The 24,495-nt window shown below is 70.0% G+C and carries 21 protein-coding genes and 2 pseudogenes; 10 read left to right on the top strand and 13 right to left on the bottom strand.

Annotation, left to right across the window (positions count from 1 at the left end):
• The first annotated feature begins 8 nt into the window (after positions 1–8).
• The 3 genes from BST28156_RS25770 to BST28156_RS25760 are packed head-to-tail and all read left to right on the top strand — an operon-like array spanning position 9 to position 3,822.
• Positions 9–1,475 (top strand): O-antigen ligase family protein, encoded by a 1,467-nt coding sequence (locus BST28156_RS25770; protein ID WP_174903698.1) that lies wholly within the window; start codon positions 9–11, stop codon positions 1,473–1,475.
• Positions 1,472–2,656 (top strand): glycosyltransferase family 4 protein, encoded by a 1,185-nt coding sequence (locus tag BST28156_RS25765; RefSeq protein ID WP_174903697.1) that lies wholly within the window; start codon positions 1,472–1,474, stop codon positions 2,654–2,656. Before BST28156_RS25770 ends, BST28156_RS25765 begins: the two co-directional genes overlap by 4 nt.
• On the top strand, positions 2,656–3,822 hold the full coding sequence (locus BST28156_RS25760; RefSeq protein WP_174903696.1) for a glycosyltransferase family 4 protein: 1,167 nt from the start codon (positions 2,656–2,658) through the stop codon (positions 3,820–3,822). The genes BST28156_RS25765 and BST28156_RS25760 overlap by 1 nt, the downstream gene beginning before the upstream one ends.
• Positions 3,823–3,980: 158 nt before the next feature.
• Here the strand turns inward: BST28156_RS25760 and BST28156_RS25755 are convergent, their stop codons facing one another.
• Positions 3,981–5,204, bottom strand: a complete 1,224-nt coding sequence (locus BST28156_RS25755) for an MFS transporter (RefSeq protein WP_174903695.1) — start codon at positions 5,202–5,204, stop codon at positions 3,981–3,983.
• Between the two features lie 152 nt (positions 5,205–5,356).
• Here BST28156_RS25755 and BST28156_RS25750 point away from each other — a divergent pair, with 152 nt between their 5' ends.
• Positions 5,357–5,803: a winged helix-turn-helix transcriptional regulator gene (locus BST28156_RS25750; RefSeq protein WP_174903717.1), complete on the top strand. Its 447-nt coding sequence runs from the start codon at positions 5,357–5,359 to the stop codon at positions 5,801–5,803.
• Between the two features lie 378 nt (positions 5,804–6,181).
• On the opposite strand, the gene BST28156_RS25745 is transcribed toward BST28156_RS25750, so the two are convergent.
• The 3 genes from BST28156_RS25745 to BST28156_RS25735 form a co-directional block, all read right to left on the bottom strand.
• A complete protein-coding gene (locus BST28156_RS25745; protein WP_174903694.1) occupies positions 6,182–7,627 on the bottom strand; it encodes an MFS transporter in 1,446 nt (481 codons plus the stop codon).
• A gap of 75 nt (positions 7,628–7,702) precedes the next feature.
• Positions 7,703–8,476 (bottom strand): AraC family transcriptional regulator, encoded by a 774-nt coding sequence (locus tag BST28156_RS25740; RefSeq protein ID WP_174903693.1) that lies wholly within the window; start codon positions 8,474–8,476, stop codon positions 7,703–7,705.
• A gap of 24 nt (positions 8,477–8,500) precedes the next feature.
• Complete coding sequence (locus BST28156_RS25735; protein ID WP_069244121.1) at positions 8,501–8,842, bottom strand: FKBP-type peptidyl-prolyl cis-trans isomerase; 342 nt, start codon at positions 8,840–8,842, stop codon at positions 8,501–8,503.
• Positions 8,843–9,388: 546 nt separating this feature from the next.
• Between BST28156_RS25735 and BST28156_RS25730 the strand changes: the two genes are divergently transcribed.
• The gene (locus BST28156_RS25730; protein ID WP_174903692.1) at positions 9,389–10,306 is read left to right on the top strand and encodes a metal-dependent hydrolase; all 918 of its coding nucleotides are present in this window, start codon (positions 9,389–9,391) and stop codon (positions 10,304–10,306) included.
• Between the two features lie 453 nt (positions 10,307–10,759).
• Positions 10,760–12,244 (top strand): sigma-54 dependent transcriptional regulator, encoded by a 1,485-nt coding sequence (locus BST28156_RS25725; RefSeq protein ID WP_060245812.1) that lies wholly within the window; start codon positions 10,760–10,762, stop codon positions 12,242–12,244.
• A 966-nt stretch (positions 12,245–13,210) separates the two neighbouring features.
• On the opposite strand, the pseudogene BST28156_RS25720 reads toward BST28156_RS25725, so the two are convergent.
• Positions 13,211–13,887: pseudogene (locus BST28156_RS25720) on the bottom strand (transporter substrate-binding domain-containing protein).
• Positions 13,888–14,003: 116 nt separating this feature from the next.
• Here BST28156_RS25720 and BST28156_RS25715 point away from each other — a divergent pair.
• The gene (locus BST28156_RS25715) at positions 14,004–14,423 is read left to right on the top strand and encodes an MbcA/ParS/Xre antitoxin family protein (protein WP_009693578.1); all 420 of its coding nucleotides are present in this window, start codon (positions 14,004–14,006) and stop codon (positions 14,421–14,423) included.
• Between the two features lie 2 nt (positions 14,424–14,425).
• Entirely contained in the window at positions 14,426–15,121 is a 696-nt protein-coding gene (locus tag BST28156_RS25710; RefSeq protein ID WP_155640759.1) for an RES family NAD+ phosphorylase, read from the top strand.
• A 157-nt stretch (positions 15,122–15,278) separates the two neighbouring features.
• Here the strand turns inward: BST28156_RS25710 and BST28156_RS25705 are convergent, their stop codons facing one another.
• Positions 15,279–16,010, bottom strand: a complete 732-nt coding sequence (locus BST28156_RS25705) for a metallophosphoesterase (protein ID WP_174903691.1) — start codon at positions 16,008–16,010, stop codon at positions 15,279–15,281.
• 138 nt (positions 16,011–16,148) lie between these two features.
• On the opposite strand from BST28156_RS25705, the gene BST28156_RS25700 reads away from it, so the two are divergent.
• A complete protein-coding gene (locus BST28156_RS25700; protein WP_174903690.1) occupies positions 16,149–16,802 on the top strand; it encodes a DUF1345 domain-containing protein in 654 nt (217 codons plus the stop codon).
• 54 nt (positions 16,803–16,856) lie between these two features.
• Here the strand turns inward: BST28156_RS25700 and BST28156_RS25695 are convergent, their stop codons facing one another.
• The gene (locus BST28156_RS25695) at positions 16,857–17,525 is read right to left on the bottom strand and encodes a glutathione S-transferase (protein ID WP_174903689.1); all 669 of its coding nucleotides are present in this window, start codon (positions 17,523–17,525) and stop codon (positions 16,857–16,859) included.
• Positions 17,526–17,665: 140 nt separating this feature from the next.
• A complete protein-coding gene (locus BST28156_RS25690) occupies positions 17,666–18,373 on the bottom strand; it encodes a class I SAM-dependent methyltransferase (RefSeq protein WP_174903688.1) in 708 nt (235 codons plus the stop codon).
• Positions 18,374–18,761: 388 nt separating this feature from the next.
• On the opposite strand from BST28156_RS25690, the gene BST28156_RS25685 reads away from it, so the two are divergent.
• Entirely contained in the window at positions 18,762–20,405 is a 1,644-nt protein-coding gene (locus tag BST28156_RS25685) for a DUF3459 domain-containing protein (RefSeq protein WP_174903716.1), read from the top strand.
• A gap of 39 nt (positions 20,406–20,444) precedes the next feature.
• On the opposite strand, the gene BST28156_RS25680 is transcribed toward BST28156_RS25685, so the two are convergent.
• The 5 genes and pseudogenes from BST28156_RS25680 to BST28156_RS25660 form a co-directional block, all read right to left on the bottom strand.
• Positions 20,445–21,029 carry a thiamine phosphate synthase gene (locus BST28156_RS25680; RefSeq protein ID WP_174903687.1) on the bottom strand — a complete coding sequence of 195 codons (585 nt, stop codon included), beginning with the start codon at positions 21,027–21,029 and terminating at the stop codon, positions 20,445–20,447.
• 22 nt (positions 21,030–21,051) lie between these two features.
• Positions 21,052–22,395 carry a hemolysin family protein gene (locus tag BST28156_RS25675; RefSeq protein WP_174903686.1) on the bottom strand — a complete coding sequence of 448 codons (1,344 nt, stop codon included), beginning with the start codon at positions 22,393–22,395 and terminating at the stop codon, positions 21,052–21,054.
• A gap of 78 nt (positions 22,396–22,473) precedes the next feature.
• On the bottom strand, positions 22,474–23,253 hold the full coding sequence (locus tag BST28156_RS25670) for a sensor histidine kinase (protein ID WP_174903685.1): 780 nt from the start codon (positions 23,251–23,253) through the stop codon (positions 22,474–22,476).
• Positions 23,254–23,320: 67 nt separating this feature from the next.
• Positions 23,321–24,244, bottom strand: coding sequence for a DMT family transporter (locus BST28156_RS25665; RefSeq protein WP_059480659.1), 924 nt, complete (start codon positions 24,242–24,244; stop codon positions 23,321–23,323).
• A 41-nt stretch (positions 24,245–24,285) separates the two neighbouring features.
• Positions 24,286–24,495, bottom strand: a pseudogene (locus BST28156_RS25660) (LysR family transcriptional regulator); the annotation flags it as partial.

The following is a 24,495-nucleotide window of genomic DNA, read 5'->3' as shown; positions in this document are numbered from 1 at the left end:
TCGGAACGATGAGCACGATTGCCGCCGACCGCGCGCCGTCGCGTTCCCGCCGCTGGTTTGCCGAGCCGAAGCACTGGGCCGGGCAGGCCGGGCTGTGGGGCGTTACGGCCGCGCTGATTGCCGTGCACCAGGGCAAGGTGCTGACGCTCGCGTTCCCGGTGCTCGCGATCGCGGTCGGCCTCTGGCTGTATTTCAAGAGCCCGGCGCGCTATGTCGGCTTCATGTGGTGGGTGTGGTTCCTGAGTCCCGAAGTGCGGCGTCTGGCCGACTGGTCGAAGGGTGCGTTCACGCCGACCAGCCTGATCCAGGTCGCACCGCTCGCGGTGACGATGATCGCCGGCCTCGGGCTGCTGCGGCACTACCGCGTGCTCGCGCAGCGGCGCGGGATTCCGATCCTGCTGATCCTGTTCGGGCTGACCTACGCGTATCTCGTCGGGATCGTGTCGAGCGGCGTGATGGCCGCGACCTACGACATGGCGAACTGGCTGTATCCGGTGCTGATCGGCTTTCACATCATGGTCAACTCGCGCGACTACCCCGAGTATCGCGACGTGCTGCTGTCCACCTTCATGTGGGGCATGCTGGTGATGGGCCTGTACGGGGTCGTCCAGTACTTCGTGATGCCGCAGTGGGACGTGCTGTGGATGGTCGGCTCGGACATGGGCTCGCAGGGCGAGCCGGTGCCGTACGGCGTGCGCGTGTTCAGCACGATGAATTCGTCGGGGCCGTTCGCGTTCGCGATCATGGGCGCGCTGGTGTTCGTGTTCGCGGCGCCGCAGCGCGTGCGCTGGTTCGCGGGCGCGGCCGGCTTCGTGTCGTTCGCGCTGTGTCTGGTGCGCTCGACCTGGGGCGGCTGGGTGATCGCGCTCGCGATCCAGCTCGTGCAGTCGAGCAACCGCGTGCGGATGCGGATCCTCATCAGCGGGGTCGTGCTGGTCGGGCTGTGCGTGCCGCTGCTGACCGTCGGCCCGGTCGCCGACCGGCTCGGCCAGCGCCTGCAGTCGATCACGAACCTGAAGGACGACCGCAGCTACGACGACCGCAACAAGTTCTACGCCACGTTCGCGCAGACGGCGTTTACCGACGTCGCCGGCGAAGGGATGGGCGCGACCGGCGCGTCGACCAAGCTGTCGAGCGACAGCGGCGAGCTCGGCAAGTACGGCAGCTTCGACAGCGGCGTGATGAACGTGCCGTTCGTGCTCGGCTGGCCCGGCACGCTGCTGTATCTCGCGGGCGTCGCGATGCTGCTCGGCCGCACGCTGCGCGCGGCGTTCAAGCTGCGCAAGGACAAGTTCGTCGGCGCGTGCCTGAGCCTGTGCCTGTCGGTGTTCGCGATGCTCGTGTTCACCAACTCGCTGATCGGCACGGGCGGCCTGCTGCTGTTCACGGCCATTTTTTCGATACTTTCCGCGGCGCACTGGCAGAAGGCGCAACGCCTGCTGGTCGCCGCGCGCTTACGGGGAGGCGACCATTGAGAATCGCGATCGTCACGCACACCGTGCGTCATAACGACGGGCAGGGCCGCGTCAATTACGAAATCGCGCGCGCGGCGCTGGCCGAGAACTACCAGGTCACGCTCGTCGCGTCGCATGTCGCGCCCGAGCTGCTGGCCGATTCGCGCGTGCGCTGGGTGCCGGTGAAGGTCGGCGGCTTCTGGCCGTCGAACCTCGTCAAGCAGCAGGTGTTCGCGCTGAAGAGCGCCGGATGGCTGCGTGCGCACCGCGCCGAATACGACGTGCTGCACGTGAACGGCTTCATCTCGTGGATCAAGGCCGACGTGAATACCGCGCACTTCGTGCACGGCGGCTGGTTCAAGAGTCCGTACTATCCGTTCGGGCTCACCAAGGGGCTGTGGTCCGCGTACCAGTACGTGTACACGCGCGTGAACACCTCGCTCGAACGCTGGGCCTACCGGCGCTCGCGCGCGATCACCGCGGTGTCGCAGAAGGTGGCCGACGAGATCGCCGGGCTCGGCATCGACAGCCGCAAGATCAGCGTGATCTACAACGGCGTCGACGGCAGCGCATTCGCGGGCGCGCAGGCCGACCGCGTGGCGTTCAAGCTGCCGGACGACGCGTTCCTGCTGCTGTTCGTCGGCGACCTGCGCACGCCGCGCAAGAACCTCGGCACCGTGCTGAAAGCGCTGACGAAGCTGCCGGCCAACGTCCATCTCGCGGTGGCCGGCTATCTGCCCGGCAGCCCGTATCCCGACGAGGCACGCTCGCTCGGGCTCGACGCACGCGTGCATTTCCTCGGGCTCGTGAAAAACATGCCGACGCTGATGCGCTCGGTCGACGCATATGTCTTTCCGTCGCGCTACGAAGCGATGAGCCTGTCGCTGCTGGAGGCGATGGCGGCCGGCCTGCCGGTCGTCACCGCACGCACGGCGGGCGGTGCGGAGATCATCACGCGCGACTGCGGGATCGTGCTGGAGGATCCGGACGATCCGGCCGCGCTCGCGCAGGCGATCGGCTCGCTTGCCGCGTCGCGCGACACCTGTCGCGCGATGGGCGACGCGGCGCGTGAACTGATGACCCGTTTCGGCTGGGCGCACATGGGCGCCCAGTACGTCGCGCTTTACCGGCGCATCGGCCAACCCTCGCAGCCGAGCGCGTTCGAACGCGTCGAGCATGCGGTCACGCAGGAGCAATCGTGATGTCCCAATCTTCCCGGCCGATCAAATCGTTGCAGATCGGCATGCACTGGTTCCCCGAACGCGCGGGCGGCCTCGACCGGATGTATTACTCGCTCGTCGGCGCGCTGCCGGGCGCGGGCGTCGAGGTGCGCGGGCTCGTCGCGGGCTCGCCGAAGGTCGCCGACGACACCGGCGGCGCGATCCAGGGCTTCGGGCCCGCATCGCAGCCGCTCGCGCGGCGCATGCTCGCGGCGCGGCGCGCGCTGCGCGACGAAATCCGCGCCGCGCGGCCCGACGTGATCTCGTCGCACTTCGCGCTGTACACGTTCCCGGGCCTCGACGTGACGCGCGGGATTCCGCAGGTGTCGCATTTCCAGGGCCCGTGGGCCGACGAGAGCCAGGTCGAGGGCGCCGCGTCGCTCGGCCAGCGCGCGAAGCGCTATCTCGAACAGGCCGTGTACACGCGTTCGTCGCGGCTGATCGTGCTGTCGCAGGCATTCGGCCAGATTCTGACGAACCGCTACGGGATCGATCCGTCGCGCGTGCGCGTGATTCCGGGCTGCGTCGACACCGCGCAGTTCGACACGCCGCTCACGCCCGGCGAGGCGCGACACAAGCTGCAACTGCCGCAGGACCGGCCGATCGTGCTGGCCGTGCGCCGGCTCGTGCGCCGCATGGGGCTCGAGGATCTGATCGACGCGATCGGGATCGTCAAGCGCCGTCATCCGGACGTGCTGCTGCTGATCGCCGGCAAGGGCAAGATCGCCGAGGAACTGCAGCAGCGCATCGACGCGGCCGGCTTGCAGGACAACGTGAAGCTGCTCGGCTTCGTGCCCGACCAGCATCTCGCGGCGCTGTATCGCGCGGCGACGGTCAGCGTCGTGCCGACGGTCGCGCTCGAAGGTTTCGGCTTGATCACCGTCGAATCGCTCGCGTCCGGCACGCCGGTGCTGGTCACGCCGGTCGGCGGCCTGCCCGAGGCGGTGGCCGGCCTGTCGAGCGATCTGGTGCTGCCGTCCACCGGCGCGGACGCGATCGCGGAAGGGCTCGGCGCGGCGCTGTCGGGTGCGATCGCGCTGCCCGACGAGGACGCGTGCAAGCGCTATGCGCGCGAGCATTTCGACAACGCGGTGATCGCGCGGCGCGTGGCCGGCGTGTACGAGGAGGCGATCCGCGCGGCCGGTTGAGCGGCCGACGTGTTGCATGATGCGCGGGCCGGCGCGAAGGTGTCGAGCCGGCCCGCGCGTCGCATGTTGGAGCGTGCCGCGTCGAGGGCAGGCGGGCGCGGCTGTGCGCGCACGACGACGGGGGCCCGCAAACGCGCGGCGCCGAAGCGCCCGTCGCATTACATGCGCTTCAGCGTCGCGGCCCACACGCCGAGCGCGGCCACGCTCACCGCTGCGCCGAGCACGCAGACGCCGGTCCATCCGGCATGCGCATACGTGAGCGTCGACGCGATCGCGCCGAACCCGCTGCCGGCCGAATAGAACAGCATGTAGCAACCGACGAGGCGTGCATGCGCGTCGGCGCGCGCGCCGAGGATCATGCTCTGGTTGACGACGTGGACGGCCTGTCCGCCGACGTCGAGCAGCACGATGCCGACCACCAGCAGCGGAATCGACGTCTGCGCGAACGCGATCGGCAGCCACGAACATGCGAGCAGCGCGAGCGCCGCGCCGGTCGTCGTTTCGCCGAGCCCGCGATCCGCGAGCCGGCCCGCGCGCGCGGCGGCCGCCGCGCCCAGCGCGCCGACCAGGCCGAACGCGCCGATCTGCGTATGCGACATCGCATGCGGCGGCGCGCTCAACGGCAGCACGAGCGCACTCCAGAAGATGCCGAACGCCGCGAACATCAGCAGCGCGATCGCGCCGCGCACGCGCAGCGTGCGTTCGTCGCGCAGCAGCGACACCATCGAGCGCAGCAGCGCCGCGTAGCCGATGCGCTCGCGCGGTGCGTCGCGAGCGGGCAGCAGGCGCGACAGCGCGACCAGCATCGCGATCGCGAGCGCACCCGATACCAGATAGACCGCGCGCCAGCCGGCCAGATCGGTCACGACGCCGGCCAGCGAGCGCGCGGTCAGCAGGCCGATCACGACGCCGCCCTGCGCGGCGCCGACCACGCGTCCGCGTTCGCCGGCGCCCGCGAGCGCGGCCGAGCACGCGATCAGCCCCTGCGTCATCGCGGTGCCGAGCAGCCCGAGCGCAACCATTCCCGCCAGCAGCGCAATGCGCGCCGTCGATGCGGCGACGCCGATGCATGCCGCCGCCAGCAACACCAGCTGGACCGAAATCAGCCGCTTGCGGTTCAGCAGGTCGCCGAGCGGCACGACGAACAGCAGCGCGAGCGCGCAGCCGAGCTGCGTGGCCGTGATCACGCCGCCGATCGCCGCGTCGGACACGCCGAAGTCGCGCGCGATCGAATCGAGCAGCGGCTGCGCGTAGTAGACGTTCGCGACGCTCGCCGCGCAGCAGACCGCCAGCAGCGCGACGCGCGCGCCGGAGAGGCGGCCGTCCTCGACGCAGCGCGCCGCGTTCGCCGGAACGGCGCCCGACCGGCAGGAAGAATCCATCTTGAGCCTCGCGCAAACTGGTTGCAAATTGAAAGTAGTGTGAGTGTAGGAAAAGTAGTTTTAAAATGCAACGTGTTGTGCGCGGGCGCGGGGCCGGCGCACCGATGGCCGGCACCGCCGAGCAGGCGGCCGGCACGACAGCGGGGAGCAACATGGCCAGGCAGAAAAGTCTTGCGGATTCGCCGTGCCCGGTGGCGCGCGCGACCGACATCGTCGGCGACCGCTGGGCGTTGTTGATCGTGCGCGACGCGTTCGACGGCGTGCGGCGCTTCGGCGATTTCCGCGCGAGCCTCGGCGTGGCGAGCAATATCCTGTCCGACCGGCTCAGGATGCTGGTCGACGCCGGCGTGTTCGAGATCGTGCCGGCATCGGACGGCACCGCATATCAGGAGTACGCGCTGACGAAGAAGGGCGAGGGGTTGTTCCCGGTGATCGTGATGCTGCGGCAATGGGGCGAGGCGAACCTGTTCGAGCGCGGCGAGCCGCATTCGGTGCTGATCGACCGCAATACGGGCCGCGCGCTGCGCAAGCTCGCGCTCCGGCACGACGACGGCCGGCCGGTGAAGGCGGCGGAGACGCTGGTGCGGAAGGTCGGATAGACTGGCCCGGTCATCGTTGAACGGGGCTGTGTTCCGATGACCGGTCCGCTGCAAAGCGCCGGCTATCGACGCCTGCTCGACCTGCAACGCCGCATCGACGACTACTGCGAACGCGAGAACGCGGACGACAGGCGCGATCATGCCGAGCCGCTGTGGTCGACCGATTTCAACCACGTCCCCGTCGCGCCGATGCGGGCCGGCTTGCATGTGCGTTACTTCGGCGAAACATGGGGCGAGGTTGCCGAACTCGAAGCGCTGCAGGCGCTCCACCCGAAACTCCAGTTCATGGCGGTCCAGGCGAGCGGCGGCTCAAGGACAACGTGTTCCCGTGACGTCATCCGATCGAGCGGGACCCCGGAGAAGATTGAGCTTCGGCGGTCAGTCGGTCGCCTGCAACGTGCGATTGGCGTGCGATGCGCCGCGATGCGCAGCCGGTCGCACGAGCGTGGCCAGCAGCGCGGCGGCGATCAGCAGCAGGACCGACACGGCGGTTTCGATCCGCAGTCCGCTCACGACCTGCGAGGTCGCGCCGCCGCCCGCCAGCGCGCCGAACGCGGCGACGCCCATCGCGCCGCCGGCCTGCCGCGCGGTGTTCAGCACGGCCGATGCGATGCCGGCGCGCTCGGGCGCGACCGACGCAAGCACGGCCGTCGTCATCGCGGGCACCGCGAAACCCATTCCCGACGGAATCAGCAGGAACGGCACGAGCAGGATCGGCAGCGGCGTCGACGCATCGACGACGTGCAGCGCCCCGTAGCCGAGCGCGGCGACGAGCGCGCCCGCGAGCATCGGCACGCGCGGGCCGTGACGCGCGATCGCGCGGCCGCTCGCGAGATTCGACAGCAGGAAGCCGCCGGTCAGCGGCAGGAACGCGAGGCCGGCCTGCCACGCCGATTCGCCGCGCACGCGCTGCAGGTACAGCGCCAGCACGAACACGGTGCCGTAGTAGGTGAGGTTCACGCAGATCCCGAACAGCACGGCCGCGCCGAACGTGCGGCGGCGAAACAGCGACAGCGGCAGCATCGGCATCGCGGCGCGCGACTCGACCGCGACGAACGCGAGCGCGGCCAGCGCCGCCAGCGCGAAGCCGCCGGCGACGACCGGATGCGCGAAGCCGAGCGGCCGCCATTCGATCACGGCGGCGGTCAGCGCGGTCAGCATCGCGATCGCGACGAGCTGGCCGCGCAGGTCGAGCGTACGCGCGGCCGGCCTGTCCGGCGACGCGTCGTCGCGGCGCGCGGGTATCCATGCGAGCGCGGCGGCGAGCCCCGCCGCGCACAGCGGCAGATTGACGAGGAAGATGCCGCGCCAGCCCGACGCCGCGATCAGCAGGCCGCCGACCACCGGGCCGGCCGCGATCGAGATCGCGCCCGCGGCCGTCCACGCGCTCACCGCCCGCGCGCGCAGGCGCGGGTCGTGCCGGCAGGCGTCGTTGAGCAGCACGAGCGAATTGGGCAGCATCGCCGCCGCGCCGACGCCTTGCAGCGCGCGGGCCGCGATCAGCATCGCGGGCGCGGTGGCGGCGCCGCAGGCGAGCGACGCGAGCGCGAACAACGCGAGGCCCGCGACGTACAGGCGGCGCGCGCCGAAGCGGTCGCCGAGTACGCCGCCCGACAGCATCAGCACCGCGAACGCGAGCGTGTACGCGTCGACGACCCATTGCAGCCCGGCGACCGTCAGGCGCAGGTCCGCGGCGAGATGCGCGAGCGCGATGTTGACGATCGTCACGTCGAGCTGCGTGACGACGAAGCCGACGCTGACGGTCGCGACGATGCGCGCGAGCGCAGGCGGGAAGTGCACGGGGGAAGGTGTGGTCGTATCCATGGCCCCATCGTAGGCCGGGTGCCGAGGCGATGTTTCAGCGGGGCGTGAAGCGTCGAGTAACGGCGCTCCGCGCCTTCAGTGCCGGTCGCCGCGCCAGCGTCCCGGCGCAACGCCGAACCGCTTCGTGAACGCATGCGTGAACGCGCTCTGGTCCGCGAAGCCGACGCTGCCCGCGATGTCGATCAGCGGATGCCGCCCTTCGGCGAGCAGCACCGCCGCCGCGTCGAGCCGCAGTCGCTGCAGGTAGCGATGCGGCGTTTCGCCGAACGCGTCGACGAACAGTTGATGAAACCGCCGCATCCCGTAGCCGCAGTGCGCGGCGAGATCGGCGATGCGCAGCGGCTCCGCGAGCCGCGCGCGCAGCCAGCGGTCGATGCGCGCGAAATCGAGGCCTGCGGCGGGCATCTCGATGCCGCTGTCGTCGAGCAGCGCGCCGCACAGCCGCGCGGCGGCCTGCCAGTGGAAACGGTGCGCGGCCGCGCGCTGCGGGTCGCCGTCCGGCGTGCCGAATTGCGCGGCGGCCGCGGCCAGTTGCGCGACCAGCGCCGTCAGCGCCGGATCGATCGACACGGCGCGTGCGCGATCGAACAATTGCCGCGGCACCGCGAGCGACGCAGCGGGGAGATCGAGCACGAGCTGGCGATTGTCGCCGAGGCCCGCGTAATCGTGGCGCGCGCCGGCCGGAATCAGCCAGGCCGCGTGCCGGTCGATGCGCTGGCCGACGCCGTCCACCGCCATCACCATCGCGCCGTCCACGCCGAGCACGATCTGATGGAAATCGTGCACGTCCGACGCTTCGAGCATGTCGTAGCGGCGCAGTGCGACGGCGGGAGACGGGAGGTGTTCCATCGGAGGCGTCGGCCGACGCGGGCGTCAGATGGCGAGCAGCTCGACTTCGAACACGAGCGTCGCGTTCGGCGGAATCACGCCGCCGGCGCCGCGCACGCCGTAGCCGAGTTGCGGCGGGATCGTCAGGCGACGCACGCCGCCGACCTTCATGCCCTGCACGCCTTCGTCCCAGCCCTTGATGACCATGCCGCCGCCGAGCACGAACGCGAACGGGTCGTTGCGGTCCTTGCTCGAATCGAATTTCTGACCGTCGGTCAGCCAGCCCGTGTAGTGGACGCTGACGGTCTGGCCCGCTTGCGCTTCCGCGCCGGTGCCTTCGGTCAGGTCCTCGTATTTGAGGCCCGATTCGGTCGTGATCACAGACATGACTTCTCCTGAGAGGGTTGGGTAAAACCGCTATTGTAGGCGAGCGCGCCGACGGCCGTCGCAGCTGGCCCGGCGCCCGGTCGCGCGGCGCGCGACGATGGTGAAGGCGCGTGTCGTCCGCGCACCAATGGAACGCCTGTTTGAATCGTTCGACGGCCATCGAAACCGCGCTGCGCGGCGCGGATGCGCAATGCGTATGAATTGCGGCGGTCCGGGCGGTCGATTCCGCGCCGCACGTCATCTGCCGGATTCCGCGAGAGGCCTGTCGCACGGGGCTGGCATGCCGCCGGTGCGCCGTATCGGCAGCCGCTCTCCGCGGCGCGCCTGCATGCGCGCGCGTTCGAATCGCGTTCGATCCCGGCGCCGTTCGAGCGCCGTTTTTTCCGTCTCCCCGACCGTGCCCCGTTTGGAAGCGCGCATCTACCGCGCGGCTTGCGCGCGCAGGCGGTCGGCGCCTATCTTTACAGTTATCGATGTCAAGATTTTGGCGGGGCGCGATCGGCCGCCGGCTTGCCGCGCCGCCCCGAAGCAAGGAGAACGACAAACATGAAGTCAGCCGCTCACGCTACCGCCGCCGAGGTGATGCCGGTGCGTCGCGACCTGCGCTTCGACCTGCCGGTCGAACGCGCGAAGGACTGGCATGGCCTCGGGTCGCATGTGACTCATTTCTTCAATGCGCTGTCGCTGCTGTTTCCGGCCGGCGAGCGTTTCTTCATGGATTCGGTGCGCAACTATCGCGACCGGATCGACGATCCGGTGCTGAAGCGGCAGGTGCTCGGCTTTATCGGCCAGGAGGCGATGCACACGCGCGAGCACGTCGAATACAACGAGCTGATGCAGGCGAACCGGCTGCCCGCACGCAAGCTCGACCAGCGCGTATGGAAGGTGCTCGGTATCATGAAGCGCGTGCTGCCGCACTCGGTGCAGCTCGCGCATACGGTGGCGGCCGAACACTACACCGCGATGCTCGCCGACTGGATCCTGCGCGATCCGACGCGGCTTGCCGGTTCGGTCGAAGGCTATCGCCAGATGTGGGTGTGGCATGCGCTCGAGGAAACCGAACACAAGGCCGTGTCGTTCGACGTCTGGAATGCCGTGATGAAACCGGGCCTGCGCCGCTACCTGATTCGCATCGGCGTATACGTCGTGACCACGCTGACGTTCTGGCCGACCGTGTTCCTGATGCACGTGACGCTGCTGTGGCGCGATCGCGCGGCCGGGCACCGGCTGCGCGGGATGCTGCGCATGATCGCGTTCCTGTACGGGCCGCGCCGCGGGCTGTTCCCGCGCATCGCCGGCGAATGGCTCAGCTATTTCCGGCCCGGCTTCCATCCGTGGGACCACGACAATCGTCACCATCTCGCGCGCGTCGACGCGCTCGTCGCCGCGTACGGCGATCACGGTGACGCGCCGTCGGGGCGCGGCCGCGCGAACGCGCTGACGCCGCTCGCATCGGGCCGCTGAGCGCACGGCCGTGCGGCCCCCGTGTGACGGCGGCGGGGCGTGTTGCGTCCGCACATCGCCGCAGCTTGTCTGACGACTGATCGAAATCAAGCGGAACCGGTTGCGCATGCAGATGCGTGGGCAACTGGCCGGCGCCGCACGGCGCGCACTTCCGCGCCGCCGGTCCCGTCCCGCCACCCGCGTGGACGCCGCGCGCCAATGCCGGCGCGGCTTCCGGCGCCGGACGTCGTCCCCTTCGGGGTTCGCGCCCGTCATGCCACCGGGATAACACCCATCTAGCCGCGCGTCGCCGGCATCGATATACCGTTCATGAAGGATCCCGTCGCCATCCGCGATTATTGAGCGGGGGGATTTTATTCGGCGGAAAATGCGGCCAATATGTCGGTTCGATCGAAGTCCGTCTTATGCGGCGGCGAGCCGGCGCACGATACCAACGCCAAGCGGGGAACAACGATGGTTGCAAGGTCACCCGACGCAAACGGGAGGGCGGCGCCCGACATGCCGCCGGTGTCCGTCACCGCCCCCGAGGCCGGACGCAGGCTGTTCGCGATCATGCGCACGCCCGACGAACCGCTGCTCGCGCAACTGCGCGGGCTGGGCTGGGAAGTGTCGGTCGCGAAGACGGCCGGCGCCGCGCAGAACATGACGTCCGGCGTGAGCGTCGCCGCGGGGCTCGTCGATTTCACGGGGTTCACGTCGCGCGACTATCCGGCGCTGAAGGCGTGCCTGAGCCAGCCGGCGATCGGCTGGATCTCGATCGCGCAGGCCGGCGTGACGATCGGCCCGGCCGTGCGCGAACTGATCCGCAGCTACTGTTTCGATTACGTGACGCTGCCGCTGCCCTACGAATGGATTTCGCACGTGCTCGGCCATGCGCGCGGCATGGCCGCGCTCGATCGCGTCGACGGCGCGGCGTATGCGGCGTCGATCGGCGAGCACGGCATGATCGGCAACTGCGAGGCGATGCAGCAGTTGTTCAGCACGATCCGCAAGGTCGCCAAGACCGACGCGAGCGTGTTCATCTCCGGCGAGTCGGGCACCGGCAAGGAACTGACGGCGCTCGCGATCCACGAGCGTTCCGGCCGCGGCAAGGGGCCGTTCGTCGCGATCAACTGCGGCGCGATTCCGCATCATCTGCTGCAGTCGGAACTGTTCGGCTACGAGCGCGGCGCGTTCACCGGCGCGAACCAGCGGCGCGCGGGCCGGATCGAGTCGGCGAACGGCGGCACGCTGTTTCTCGACGAGATCGGCGACATGCCGGTCGAAAGCCAGGCGAGCCTGCTGCGCTTCCTGCAGGAAGGGAGGATCGAACGGCTCGGCGGCCACGAATCGATCGCGGTCGACGTGCGGATCATCTCGGCGACGCACGTCGATCTCGACGGCGCGGTCGAGGCCGGACGGTTCCGCGCGGATCTCTATCACCGGCTGTGCGTGCTGCGCATCCACGAGCCGCCGCTGCGCGCGCGCGGCAAGGACATCGACATCCTCGCGCACTACGTGCTGCAGAAATACAAGGCCGACAGCGGCCGCAAGATCAGCGGCTTCACGTCGGCCGCGCTCGATGCGATGCGGCGCTACGAATGGCCCGGCAATGTGCGCGAGCTGATCAACCGCGTGCGGCGCGCGATCGTGATGGCCGAAAGCCGGCTGCTGACGCCGCACGATCTCGGCCTCGACACGCCCGGCGAAACCGAGCCCGTGACGCTCGAGCAGGCGAGGGCGCTGGCCGAGCGCACCGCGATCGAGAATGCGCTGCTGCGCAACGATCACCGGATCAACAAGGCGGCCGCCGAACTCGGCATCTCGCGCGTGACGCTCTACCGGATGATGATCGAGCACGGGCTGAACGATCACGACAACCACCACGGCGATCCCGGCGACAACGGGGATAACGGCGGCGCGCCGCCGGGCGACGCCGGGCATTGCCGGGTCGGCTGAGCGTCCTGCCCGGCGACGCCGGCCTCGTCCCGCGCGGCGGCGTCCGGCGCATGTAAAGGACGTGAAACATTTCGCTTCGGCAAGCATGCGAATTCGCGCGGCAAAGGCGGGTGCACGCGTGTCGCCGCAACCGGAAAATATTCCCTGACTCGTGCGTCGGCCTTGCGTCGCAAGGCTTCGCGGTCGCGCCGCCGACGCGGCCCGCACACCGCATGTATCAGATTCGCAACGTCCCGCATCGATTGCCCGTCGCGGCCGCGACCCGTTGCGACCGAACCCTTGTGCGGACGGGCGCGCGTGAGGCTGGCCCGCTCCTTGCGAATGTGGGCGTGCGCAAGTCGACGACGTGGCGTCCGGCCGGTTCGGCACCGAATCCTTTCAGCCGGGTCAGGACGCAGTCCGCGGGGAGGCATGGCGGGACGGGGCGAAGCCGCTCCGTTCGCGCGGCACGGACCGTCGTTGGCGGGGCGTCGGGGCGCCGGCCTTGTCGGACCGGTTGCCGGAACAAGCAACAGACCGAAACGGGGTAGAAAAATGATCGATCGCCACACGCCGCGGCCGGCTGGCCGCGATCGCAGCGACCCGGGGCATCGCCGGTCGGCCGTGCAGCTTGCGGCCCGCCGGCATGCACCGGCTGGCCATCTGACCGCACCGGGTGCGAGGCGGATCCGGCGGATCGCCGGTCATCCGCGCCGGGGCGGCGCTTTTCCGGTTGCAAGCCCGATCCGCAAGGGAATGTGCGTGCGGGCGCCGCTGCCGCGACGCCCGGTTTTTGCGTATTAGAGCGGTCGTGCGTCGCCGGCGTGGATGCCGCGCCTATCGATCCGGAATCCGAATGATCGGGATATCGTTCGCGCACGCCGTCGCGCTCCCGACGGACCGGCGCGGCTGGCGGCGACGGCGTGTCGCTGCCTGTCATGCCTGCGGCAGCATCGACGCACGCTGCCCGCCGCGCGCGCTGCCGCGTCAACTGCCGTAGATGTCGAAGTCGAAGTACTTCGACGCGAGCCGCTTGTAGGTGCCGTCCTTGACCCTGTCGTGGATCGCGCGGTCGATCTTCGCCTTCAGGTCGGTGTCCTTCTTGCGCAAGCCGATGCCGGCGCCGACGCCGGGCACCTTGTCGTCGACGAGGTCCGCATAGACGCCGTCCTGGTTCCGGTACGACACGACGTTCGCGCGTTGCTTCGCCCAGTACGCCTTCGCATACGCTTCCTGCGTCGTGCCCTGTTCGACGCCGATCGACTTGCCCTTCAGCGATTCGGGCGTCGGCGGCAACGGCGAACCCTTCTTCACGACGAGCCGCGTCGTCCGGTTGTAGATCTTCGTCGTGAAGCCGATCTGCTCCGCGCGCTGCGGCGTGATCGACATCGACGACAGCACTGCGTCTAACTTCTTCGCCTTCAGCGCCGGGTTCATCCCGTCGAAATCGTTCTCGAGCCACACGCACTTCGCCGGCAGGCGCATGCAGATCTCGTCGCCGAGGTCGATGTCGAAACCGACCAGCTTGCCGTCGGGCGCCTTCGATTCGAACGGCGCGTAGCTGGCATCGGTGCCGAAGCGGATCGTGGTCAGCCGTTCGCGACGGCGGGGCCTGCGGATATCGCGAGCACGGCGATCGAAACGGCGGCAATCAGTCTCTCCATGGTGCGTTCCTTGGCGTGGTCCTTCCGGTCCTGGGCGAGGTCGACGGGTGTCGACCCTTGCAAAAATACGAAAATGGACTAGTCTTGTTAGTAGATTCATTCTGAGACTAACCGTCATGTCGCAGCCCGCTTACGATCCGCATTCCGCCCCGCCGCAGGCTTCGGTCGCGCAGATGTCGGCGGCCGGCCTGCGCGCGTTTTTCAACATCGCGCGCGACTGGGCACTGACCATCGACGAACAGATCGTGCTGCTCGGCTCGCCCGGCCGCTCGACGTTCTTCAAGTGGAAGGCCGCGCCCGAATCGGCGCGCCTGCCGCGCGATACGCTGGAGCGGCTGTCGCTGTTGCTCGGCATCTACAAGTCGCTGCAGATCCTGCTGCCGCAGCCCGCCGCGGCCGATGCCTGGGTCAAGCGGCCGAACGATGCGGCGCCGTTCGGCGGCAAGCGCGCGCTCGACCGGATGCTGGCGGGCAACGTCGGCGATCTGGTCGCCGTCCGGCAATACCTCGACGCGATGCGGGGTGGCTGGGCGTGACGATGTTGACCGAAACGAAGCACTGGCCGACGACCACGCTCGACTGGGCGCCGGCCTATCGTGTGATTCCCACCCGTTTCCCGGCGATCAACCTGTTCGACCGCGTGGCCTCGGCGGAGGATTTCGACGCGCTGTATGCGCTCGAATCGATGACCAACGACCGCATCCGCAACGAAGTCGGCACGCTCGACCTCGTGCCGCCCGACGAGCGCCGCTACGGGCTCGGCTGGGGGCCGATCATGGCCGCGTTCACGCACCTGAATCCGCAGGGCAGCCGTTTTTCCGACGGCAGCTACGGCGTGTTCTACTGCGCGTGTTCGCGCGACACGGCGATCGCCGAGACGCGCTATCACAGCGGGCTGTTCATGGCTGCGACGAAGGAGCCGCCGATGCGCCAGCAGATGCGGCTCTACACCGTGATCGCGCAGGGCGACGTGGCCGACGTGCGCACCTGGCCGCAGCGCGATCCGCGCCTGCTCGATCCGCTCGATTACGGCGCAGGGCAGGCGTTCGCCCGCGCGGTGCGCAACGCGGGCGGCGCGGGGATCGTCTATCCGTCGGTGCGCGACAAAGGCGGCGAGTGCCTGGCGGCGTTTCGCACGACGCTGCTGCGCGACTGTCATCACGCGGCCTATCTCGAATACAACTGGAACGGCTCGGCGATCGATGCGGTGTTCGAGTTGAACCAGGTCGGTTGATGCCGCGGGTGCCGGGGCGGGCGGTGCGTTGCCGGTGTGGCGCGTCCCGCGGCGGCGCTTTTCCTGATCGTCGAAACCCGAGTTGCCGGCCGTATCGCGGTCGATACGCGGCTTGCCCGATCCGATCTCATCCGGCCATGCGCCGCCGTATCGGCCGCTACGGCAGCGGCCATTCCCCCGCGTGGCGTTCGCGCGCCTCGGCCTGCGTCATCGACCACGTGCGTCCGGTGCGCGGTTCGACGAGCGTGAGCCGGCCCGAAGGCGCGAACGCGCCGGTGTCGATGAACCACTGCGCGCCGATCCGCTGCGGCTCGCGCACGGGCGTGTGGCCGGTGCAGGTCAGCGACAGTCCGGCCTGCCGGTCGGGATCGGCGAGCCCCTGCACAAGATCGCGGCCCCAGATCAGCCGTTCGCGCACGTCGTGCGAATAGCTGCCGCTGTCGAGATCGGTGTCCGAGCCGAAGAATTCCGCATGCAGCACGTTGAAACGCGCAGCGCCGTCGCCTACCACGCGCACGAGCGGCAGCGCATCGACGCGCGCCGCATGCGCGTGCAGCCGTTCGGGCGGCAGGTCGGCGCCCCAATCGCCGCCGATGCCGCGCCACGCGTCGGGCGGCAGCTTGCCGCGCGACACGAGGCTCAGCACCTCTTCGTGATTGCCGCGCACGACGTGGCACCACGGACGGTCGAGCAGGTCAAGCGCACCTTCTGAGTCGGGGCCGCGGTCGACCAGATCGCCGACCGAGAACAGGCGGTCGCGCGCCGGGTCGAACCGGACGTCGTGCAGCAGCGCGCGCAGCACATCCACGCAACCGTGCAGGTCGCCGACGACGAAGTCGCGGCCGGTCGTGTTCGCGGGATGGTGGTGGAGCAGGGCGGAGGCAGTCATCCCCTTATCTTAGGCGCTGATCTCCATCGCCACGTCACGACGGAATGGCGATAATCGGGGCGACAACCCGGCGGGCCGGCACGGCGCGCATTGCCGCGTGCCGGCCCGATCCTTTCCATTCGCTTTCGGAATCGCACGATGACGCTCTATCCGCAGGTATTGCGCAACCGGCCGCGCATGGTCGCGGCGTTCGTCGCGGGCGTGCTGTGCGCGCTGCTGCTGCCGCTCCCGCTGCACCTGGCCGCCCGCGCGCTGATCGGCTGGGATTGCGCGATCTGGCTGTATCTCGTCCTGATGTGGGTGCGCATGGTTACCGCGCATCATCACCAGGTGCGCGAGATCGCGATCCGCGAGGACGAGAACGCGACGACCGTGCTGACGGTCGTCTGCCTCGCGACGGTCGCGAGCGTGGCCGCGATCGCGATCGAACTCGCGACGGCGAAGGGCGTCGGCCTGCGCGTCGAACTGGCCCACTACGCGGTGACGGCCGCGACGCTGTTCGGCGCGTGGTTCCTGATCCCGACGATCTTCACGCTGCACTATGCGCGGCTCTACTACGGCTCGCCGAGCAGCGACCGTGCGCTGCGGTTTCCCGACCGGAATCTCGAGCCCGACTACTGGGATTTCCTGTATTTCGCGTTCACGCTCGCGGTGGCGTCGCAGACGGCCGACGTGTCGCTCGCGAGCCGCTCCGCGCGGCGCGCGGTGCTCGCGCAGTCGATCCTGTCGTTCTACTTCAACATGGCCGTGCTCGGGCTGTCGATCAACGTCGCGGCCGGGCTGCTGAGCTGACGCGCCATCGAACGGGGCGAACGCGGGGGCCTGCCCGCGCTCGCGCGCCGCGCGTCACTTGAGCAGTTCGTACGGGCCGCCGCGCTCGAGTGCGCGCCGGTAGGCGGGGCGCGCATGGATCGTGTCGAGGAAGCGCGCGATCGCGGGATGCCGGCCGGCGTCGCCGCGTGCGGTGCCGGCTTCGAGCGGAAAGCTCATCTGGATGTCGGCCGCGCTGAAATCGTCGCCGACGAACCAGCCCGAGCGCTGCAGCGTGCTGTCGATGTAGCCGAGATGCAGCGCGATCTGCGGATCGACGAAGCTTGCCTGCAGCGTCGCGGCGATCTTGCGCGCGATCGGCCGCGCGAAGAACGGCATCGGCGCGTGCGCGATCCGCAGCGCGACGAGCTTGAGCAGCAGCGGCGGCATCGCCGAGCCTTCCGCGTAATGGAGCCAGTAGCGGTAGTCGTGCCGCTCGGGCGTGCCCGGCGGCGGCGCGAGGCGCCCGTTGCCGTAGCGCTCGACCAGATACTCGAGGATCGCGCCCGACTCGGCGTAGGTGCGGCCGTCGTCGGTGACGACCGGCGACTTGCCGAGCGGGTGGATCGCGCGCAGCGCGGGCGGCGCGAGCATCGTGTGCGGATCGCGCTCGTAGCGGACGATCTCGTACGGCACTTCCAGTTCCTCGAGCAGCCAGAGCACGCGCTGCGAGCGCGAGTTGTTCAGGTGATGGACGGTCAGCATGTCGATCCCGGAAGAGGGGCGGGAACGACATCATACCCAGTGCGCGCGACGGGCGGCGGCGCGCACCGACGGGTAGCGCGGACGCATCGTTTGGCGCACCGGGCGACCGCTCGTCGCGCGGCCCGCGACCGGTTGCGCCGTCACGCGCGCCGCACGGCGATCCACGCACCCCAGAACAGGCTCGCGAAAAAACGCAGCGGCGCATCGAAGCCCGCGTCGCGCAGCAGGCCGGACACGACTTCTTCCGATTCGGGCGGATCGGCGCCCTGCAGGATCTTCGCCAGCTGCGCGCGCACGGCGTCGGGCGTCGCGCCCTTCATGCGCCAGCGCTGCTGCCACGCGTCGAGCAGGCGCGGGTGATCCGCGTAGCGGCGGTAGTTGCCTGCGAGCACGAGCGGTGCGCCGGGCTTCATGCGTCGCGCGATCGCGTGCAGCAGCGCGGCCTTCGCCGCATCGCCGGGCACGTGATGCAGCACGCCGATCAGCGTCGCGCCGTCGAACGCGGGCGTGTCGGGCAATGCATCGACGCCCGCTTCGACGAACGCCGTGCGCGCGCCGAAACCGGCCGCTTCGACGTTCGCACGCGCCAGCGCGAGCATCGGCGCGGACGGGTCGACGGCCGTGAACCGCCAGCCGGGCTCGAGTGCGGCCGGCACGCAGATGTCCTGGCCGGTGCCGCCGGCGCCGGCGACGAGGATCCGCGCGTCGGGGGCGCCGATCGCGGCCGCGAGCATGCACGCGGCGAGTTCATGGCAGGCGTCGTAGCCGGCGAGCGCGATGCGCGACTGTTCGGCGTATTCCTGCGCACGTGCGGGATCGAATTTGGCGGCGCTGGCGGGGAGCGACATCGATGGTTCCTCGAGTGGGGTGCGGGCGGGGTGTCCGCGAGCATTTCGCGCAGCGTAAGGGTGTGCGGCGCGGGCAACAAGGCGAGCCGTCATTCCGGTATGCGAACTACCCGGTTTGCCGCGCGCGCAGTTGGTGCGTCTCCGCGCGCATGACGGACGGGCCGCCGCGCGGCGTGCGTGCATACCCGGCCACGCGGGGATTCGCCCGCCTCGCGTCGGCCGGCTTCGCGGGGTCGATCCTCATTTAAAAATCCTCTCCGCGATGCGTCACGCTCGTCAAACCGGCGCATACTCGTTCCTCTCCCCCCGCCCGGCCATCGCGTGCCGGGCTCCATTGCGCCGCGCCGACGGCGCGGCCAGGCCGCTCGGCACGCGCGAGGAGCGCATGATGTCCGATTGTCCGCACGATCCGTATGCGCAGCACTACATCCACTGTCTGCCGTTCGGCGCACAGCCTTGCGGCGCGCGCTGTGCGACGCCGCGCACGCACTTCCGCGTGTGGGCGCCCGGCAGCGCGCAGGTTCAGCTCGAACTCGATACCGGCCACGGACCGGCCTTGATCCCGATGACGGCAGCAGGCGCGGACTGGTTCGAGGTCTTCGCCGAATGCGGCGCGGGCGCGCGCTACCGCTACCGGCTCGACGATACCGTCTCGATTCCCGATCCCGCCTCGCGCTCGCAGCCCGAAGGGCTCAACGGCCCGAGCGAGGTCGTCGATCCGCGCGCGTTCACGTGGCGCAACACGTTCTGGCATGGACGCCCGTGGGAAGACATCGCGCTCTATGCGATCCGCCCGCACGCGGTGGGCGGCTTCGACGGCGTGCGCCGGCGGCTGCCGCAGCTCGCGCGTCTCGGCGTGACGGCGCTGGAACTGCTCGCGTCGCCGCACGACAGCCTGCCGTTCGCGCCGCTCGCGGCCGAAGGCGGCCCCGACGCGCTGAAGGCGCTGATCGACGCCGCGCACGGCTTCGGGCTCGCGGTGCTGCTGGAACTCGACTACGCGCGCTTCGGCAGCGGCACCGACGCGCTGCGCCATTACGCGGCGCCGTTCTTCCATACGCGCGACGATCCGCTGCAGGCGCCGCCGCTCGCGCTCGATCATCCGGACGTCTGCGATTTCTTCTGCGACAACGCGCTGTACTGGATCGACGAATACCGCTGCGACGGGCTGCGGCTGCGCGAGGCCGACCGGATCGACGCGTCGTGGCTGCGCGAGATCGCCGACCGCGTACGCGCGGCCGTGCCGGCCGACCGGCTGATCCATCTCGTGCTCGGCAGCGAGCGGCATCCGGCGCATCTCGCCGATACGCATTTCGACGCGCAGTGGAACAGTTGCGGCGAACGCGCGCTGCACCGCCTGACGGGCGGCGACGCGCCCGGCCATGAAGGCATCTCGACGCACCAGTCGATCCACACGCTCGCGCGTGCGCTGACCGCGGCCGGCGCGGCGTTCCAGCCGGCCGCACCGGGCGACGGGATGTCCGTCGAAGGCGCGCTGTCGCTGACGTCGCTGGTGCTGTCGGACGGCGCATGGCGGCACGGCGTGCAGGAGCAGGAGGCCGGTCTTGCCGCGCTCGCGCTGTCGCTGCTCACGCCGCAGATCCCGCTGATCTTCGACGAAACCGCACGCGACATCGATCGCGCGCATTTCGTGCAGTCGGCGCTCGCGGTGCGCGCGAAGCTGATCTCGCCGCGGCTGTCCGACTGCCGGCCGCAGTCCGCGCATGCGCTGCGGGCGAGCGGCGCCGGCGATGCCGACGCGCTGCTCGCGTCATGGCGGCTCGCCGACGACGAAACGCTCAGCATCGCGCTGAACCTGTCGCCGGACAGCGTGCCGTTCGATGCGCCGGCGGGGCAGGTCGTGTTCGAGACGCCGGCCCGCGCGCGCGACCATGTCGATGCCGGCGCGTTGCCGCCGTATTCGCTCGTCGCGTGGCTGACGGGCGACGTGAACCATTACGCGCTCACGCACGATGTCCGCCGCATCGACGGCGGCGCGTGGCGCGGGATGCGTCCCACGCCGATTGCCTGAACGGCGCTGAATGGCCGGGCGCGAGCGTGCCCGGCCGCGCTACCAGAAGCCGCGTATTCCCGCGATTCCGTACGCGTGGTGCCGGCGTGCATCGTCGAGATGCGCGGACGTCATGCCGCCGAGCGCGTAGACGGGCATCGCGGCCTGCGCAGCCCATGCGTCGAATTGCGCCCAGCCGAGCGTCGGCGCGCCCGGATGGCTGAGCGTCGGCAGGACCGGCGACAGCGTGACGAAATCCGCGCCGGCGCGCGCGGCCCGTTGCAGATCGTCGAGGGAGTGGCACGCGGCGGACAGCCAGCGGTCGGCCGGCAGCGGCCGTTGCGCGGTCGCTCGCAGCGCGGCGCCGTCGAGATGCCAGCCCGCGCCGTCGAGCCGCATCACGCCGTGCGCGTCGATCGGGCCGTTGAGCATCAGATGCGCGCCGGCCGCGTGGCAGCGCGCGAGCGCCTCCGCGGCGAGCCGCGCGAACGCCGCCGCATCGAACGACTTCACGCGCAGCTGCACGAGCGTTTCGCCGCGCGCGAGCACGGCCGACAGCCGCTCGACGAACGCGCGGCAGTCGGCCGCCGACGCGGATGCCGGCTCCGGCGTGATCACGCAGCGGCGCGGCAGCGTCGCGTTCATCGCGCGCGGCGACGCGGGGCCGTCATTCGTCGGCCTCCTTCGCGATCTTCGGATAGACGCGCACGAGCACGATGCGCGGCCCGTTCATCTTCTTCACGACGACGTCGAAGCGGTCGAACGACACGCGCTGGCCTTCGGACGGCAGGTCGTTCAGCGCCTGGATCACGAGACCGCCGACCGACTCCGCGCGCCCTTCGTCGATGTCGATGCCGAGCGCCTGCTCGAGCGACACGACGGGCAGGCTGCCCTTGCCCATCAGCGTGCCGTCGTCGAGGCGGCTCCAGTCGGCGTCGCCCTGGCGGAACTCGTCGTGAATCTGGCCGACGAGCGCGCCGAGCAGGTTGTCGAGCGTCAGGAAGCCGATCGGCTTCTGCCCCTTGTCGCCGACCAGCGCGAAGTGCGGCGCGCCCTTGCGGAAGCGGCGGAACAGGTCGAGCGCGGGCGTGTCGGGCTTCACGTACTGCACCGGACGCACGTAGTCGGACAGATCGTCGAGCGCCGCGCCCGCATGGCGCGCGAGCAGCAGGTCCTTCAGGTGGATCAGTCCGCTGACCTGCTCGCGCGACGCGTCCTCGAACAGCGGATAGCGGCTGAAGCGGTGCCGCGCGACGATGCCCATGTTGTCGGGCAGCGGCAGGTCGCGCCGCAGGCCGATCATTTCATGCGCGGGCCGCATCAGGTCCGACACCGTCATCGACGAGAAGTCGAGCGAATGCGCGAGCGTGTTCCATTCGTCGTTGCTGTAGGTGCCGCGTGCCGGCTGCGCGGTGTTGCCGGCCGTGCTGCGGCGGCTGCGCAGGATCAGCTTCAGCTCGTCGGTCGAGTAGTGCGCGTCGCCGCCGTGATCGGCCGACAGCCCCGCGAGCCGCAGCACCGCGTTGGCGCTGCTGTTGAGCAGCCAGATCGCCGGATACATGGCCCAGTAGAACGCATACAGCGGCAGCGCGACCCACAGGCCGACCTTCTCGGACTGGCGGATCGCCATCGATTTCGGCGCCAGTTCGCCGACGACGATATGCAGGAACGAGATCAGCGAGAACGCGAACACCAGCGAGATCAGGTGCACGATGCGCTCGGACTGCACGCCGATCAGGTCGAGCAGCGGACCGATCAACTGCGCGAACGCCGGTTCGCCGACCCAGCCGAGGCCGAGCGACGCGAGCGTGATGCCGAGCTGGCACGCGGACAGATACGCGTCGAGCCGGCCGTGCACGATGGCGAGAATGCGGCCGCGCAGTCCGTGCTTGCGGGCCAGTGTCTTGACGCGCGTCGCGCGCAGTTTGACGAGGCCGAATTCGGCCGCGACGAAGAACCCGTTGAGGGCCACCAGGAACAACGCGCCGATGAGCGCGAAGATCTGTAACAAGGAATCGCTCCGGTTATGACAGGCCCATCAGTATAGGGCCTGAAAGGCAGGTGTAATGTGCTGGGTCGACCCGCCTGCTTACACCGGCGCCTCGCATCGGAGCGACAACGTGAGCGCGGCCGCCGCGCCGTCGGCGAACGGCGCGTGCGCGAACGTGCCGCCGTGCGCAAGCGCGACGCGCTGGCAGAGCGCGAGCGTCCACGCGACGCGCTTCGCATCGCGTTCGCGCAGCATCTCGTGGCGCGCGAACGGTTCGAGCACATGCGGCAGCGCCGGATCGGCGAGTGCGTCGGCGCTCACGTCGCAGCCGACGCGCACCGTACATTGCGCACCTTCGCGCGTGCATGCGAGCGTCACGCGGCTGCCCGCGGCGCTGGCCTCGACGGCCGTCGCGAGCATCGTCCACAGCGCCTGCGCGACGCGTTCGCGGTCGGCGAACAGCGGCGGGGCGTCGTCGGGCAGCGTCGCGTCGAGCGCGACCTGTCGCGCATCGGCGAGCGCGAAGCGGACGAGCGAGAGCGTATCGTCGACGAGCGGGCGCAGCGCGAACGGTTGCGGCGCGAGCGTCAGCGCGCGCGTTTGCGCGCGCGGCGCGTCGAGCACGTCGTCGATCAGCTTCACCTGCTGATCGATGCCGGTCCGAATGCCGGCGAGCGCGCGCTGCAGGTTCGGGTCGGCGTTCGCGAGCTGGCGCTCGAGCACGTATGCCCAGCTGTGCATCGCGTTGAGGGGGCTGCGCAGGTCGTGCGACGCAGTGGACAGCGCCTGGTCGCGCAGGAACAGCGCCGCTTGCGCGGCGTAATGCGCTGCGCGTTCGCGCAGCAGGTCGGCGGCGGGATCGACTGAAGTGGACGTCACGGAGCAGGCCTGTCGGAAGCGGTTGGCGGGGCAAGCCCGCGAACCGCCATTATAGGGACAGCGCGTGTCATGCCGGCAGCGCGTCTTCGTCCTTTTTCCGGGCCTCGCCGTTCGGCAGAAGCTGGCACGCGAGCAGGCCGGCCAGCATCAGCGCGCAGCCGACCAGCGCGCGCGTTGTCAGCGTTTCGCCGAGCGCGGCCCAGCCCGCGATCGCGGCGAACACGCCTTCCATGCTGAAGATCACGGCCGCGTGCGCGGGCGCCGCGTGGCGCTGCGCGACGACCTGCAGCGTATAGGCGACGCCGACCGACAGCAGCCCGCCGTACAGCAGCGTCGGCAGCGCGCCGCGCAGCATCGCGACGCTGATCGGCTCGACCGCGAGCCCGATCGCGAGGCACACCGCGCCGCACACGACGAACTGCATGAACGCGAGCACGAGCGGATCGTGGCGCTTCGCGAGATGGCCGACCGCCATCACGTGCCCGGCGATGATGATCGCGCCCGCGAGCTGGAACCAGTCGCCGTAGAGCACCGAGAAATGTTCGTCGATGCTGAGGAAATACAGGCCGACCGCCGCGAGCAGTGCGCCGAACCACGTGCCGGCGCCGATCCGGTGGCGCGCGAACATGCCCATCAGCGGCACGATCACGACATACAGCGAGCTGATGAAGCCCGCGTTCGCGATCCGCGTGTACTGCAGGCCGATCTGCTGCAGCGAGATCGATACCGCGAGCAGCCCGCCGAGCGCGAGGCCCGGCAGCAGCAGCGCCGGGTCGCGGCGGATCGCCGCGAGCTGCGCGCGCGCCGCCGCGTTGTAGTTCAGCAGCGGGATCAGCACGAGCGCACCGAGCAGGAAGCGCAGCCCCGTAAACAGGAACGGCCCGATCACGTCGAGGCTCAGGCGTTGCGCGACGAAGGCCGAGCCCCAGATCGCGGCGGCGGCGAGCATCAGCAGGTTGGCGCGGAGGTGCTGGCGGGCTTCGGGCTTCATGAAGATTTGTCAGGAGATTGGGGTCGGTGTAACCCGCTAGTTTACGCCGAGATTGCAAGGCTGTCGGCAAACCTTCGCAATGCGGCCGCCGCGCGGGCGTCGCGTACGCGCGAATAGAGCACGACCTGCGAGCGCGGCAACGGCGGCAGTCCGAATTTCGCGCCGACGTCGACCAGCGTGCGCGGCGCGACGCGCCGGGCCAGCGGGCAGACGGCGAGGCCCGCGGCGGCGGCTGCCGCGACCGCCGCGAC

Source organism: Burkholderia pseudomultivorans, from assembly GCF_902499075.1.
Classification (GTDB): Bacteria; Pseudomonadota; Gammaproteobacteria; order Burkholderiales; family Burkholderiaceae; genus Burkholderia; species Burkholderia pseudomultivorans.
This window is presented reverse-complemented; position numbering and strand designations above follow the sequence as displayed.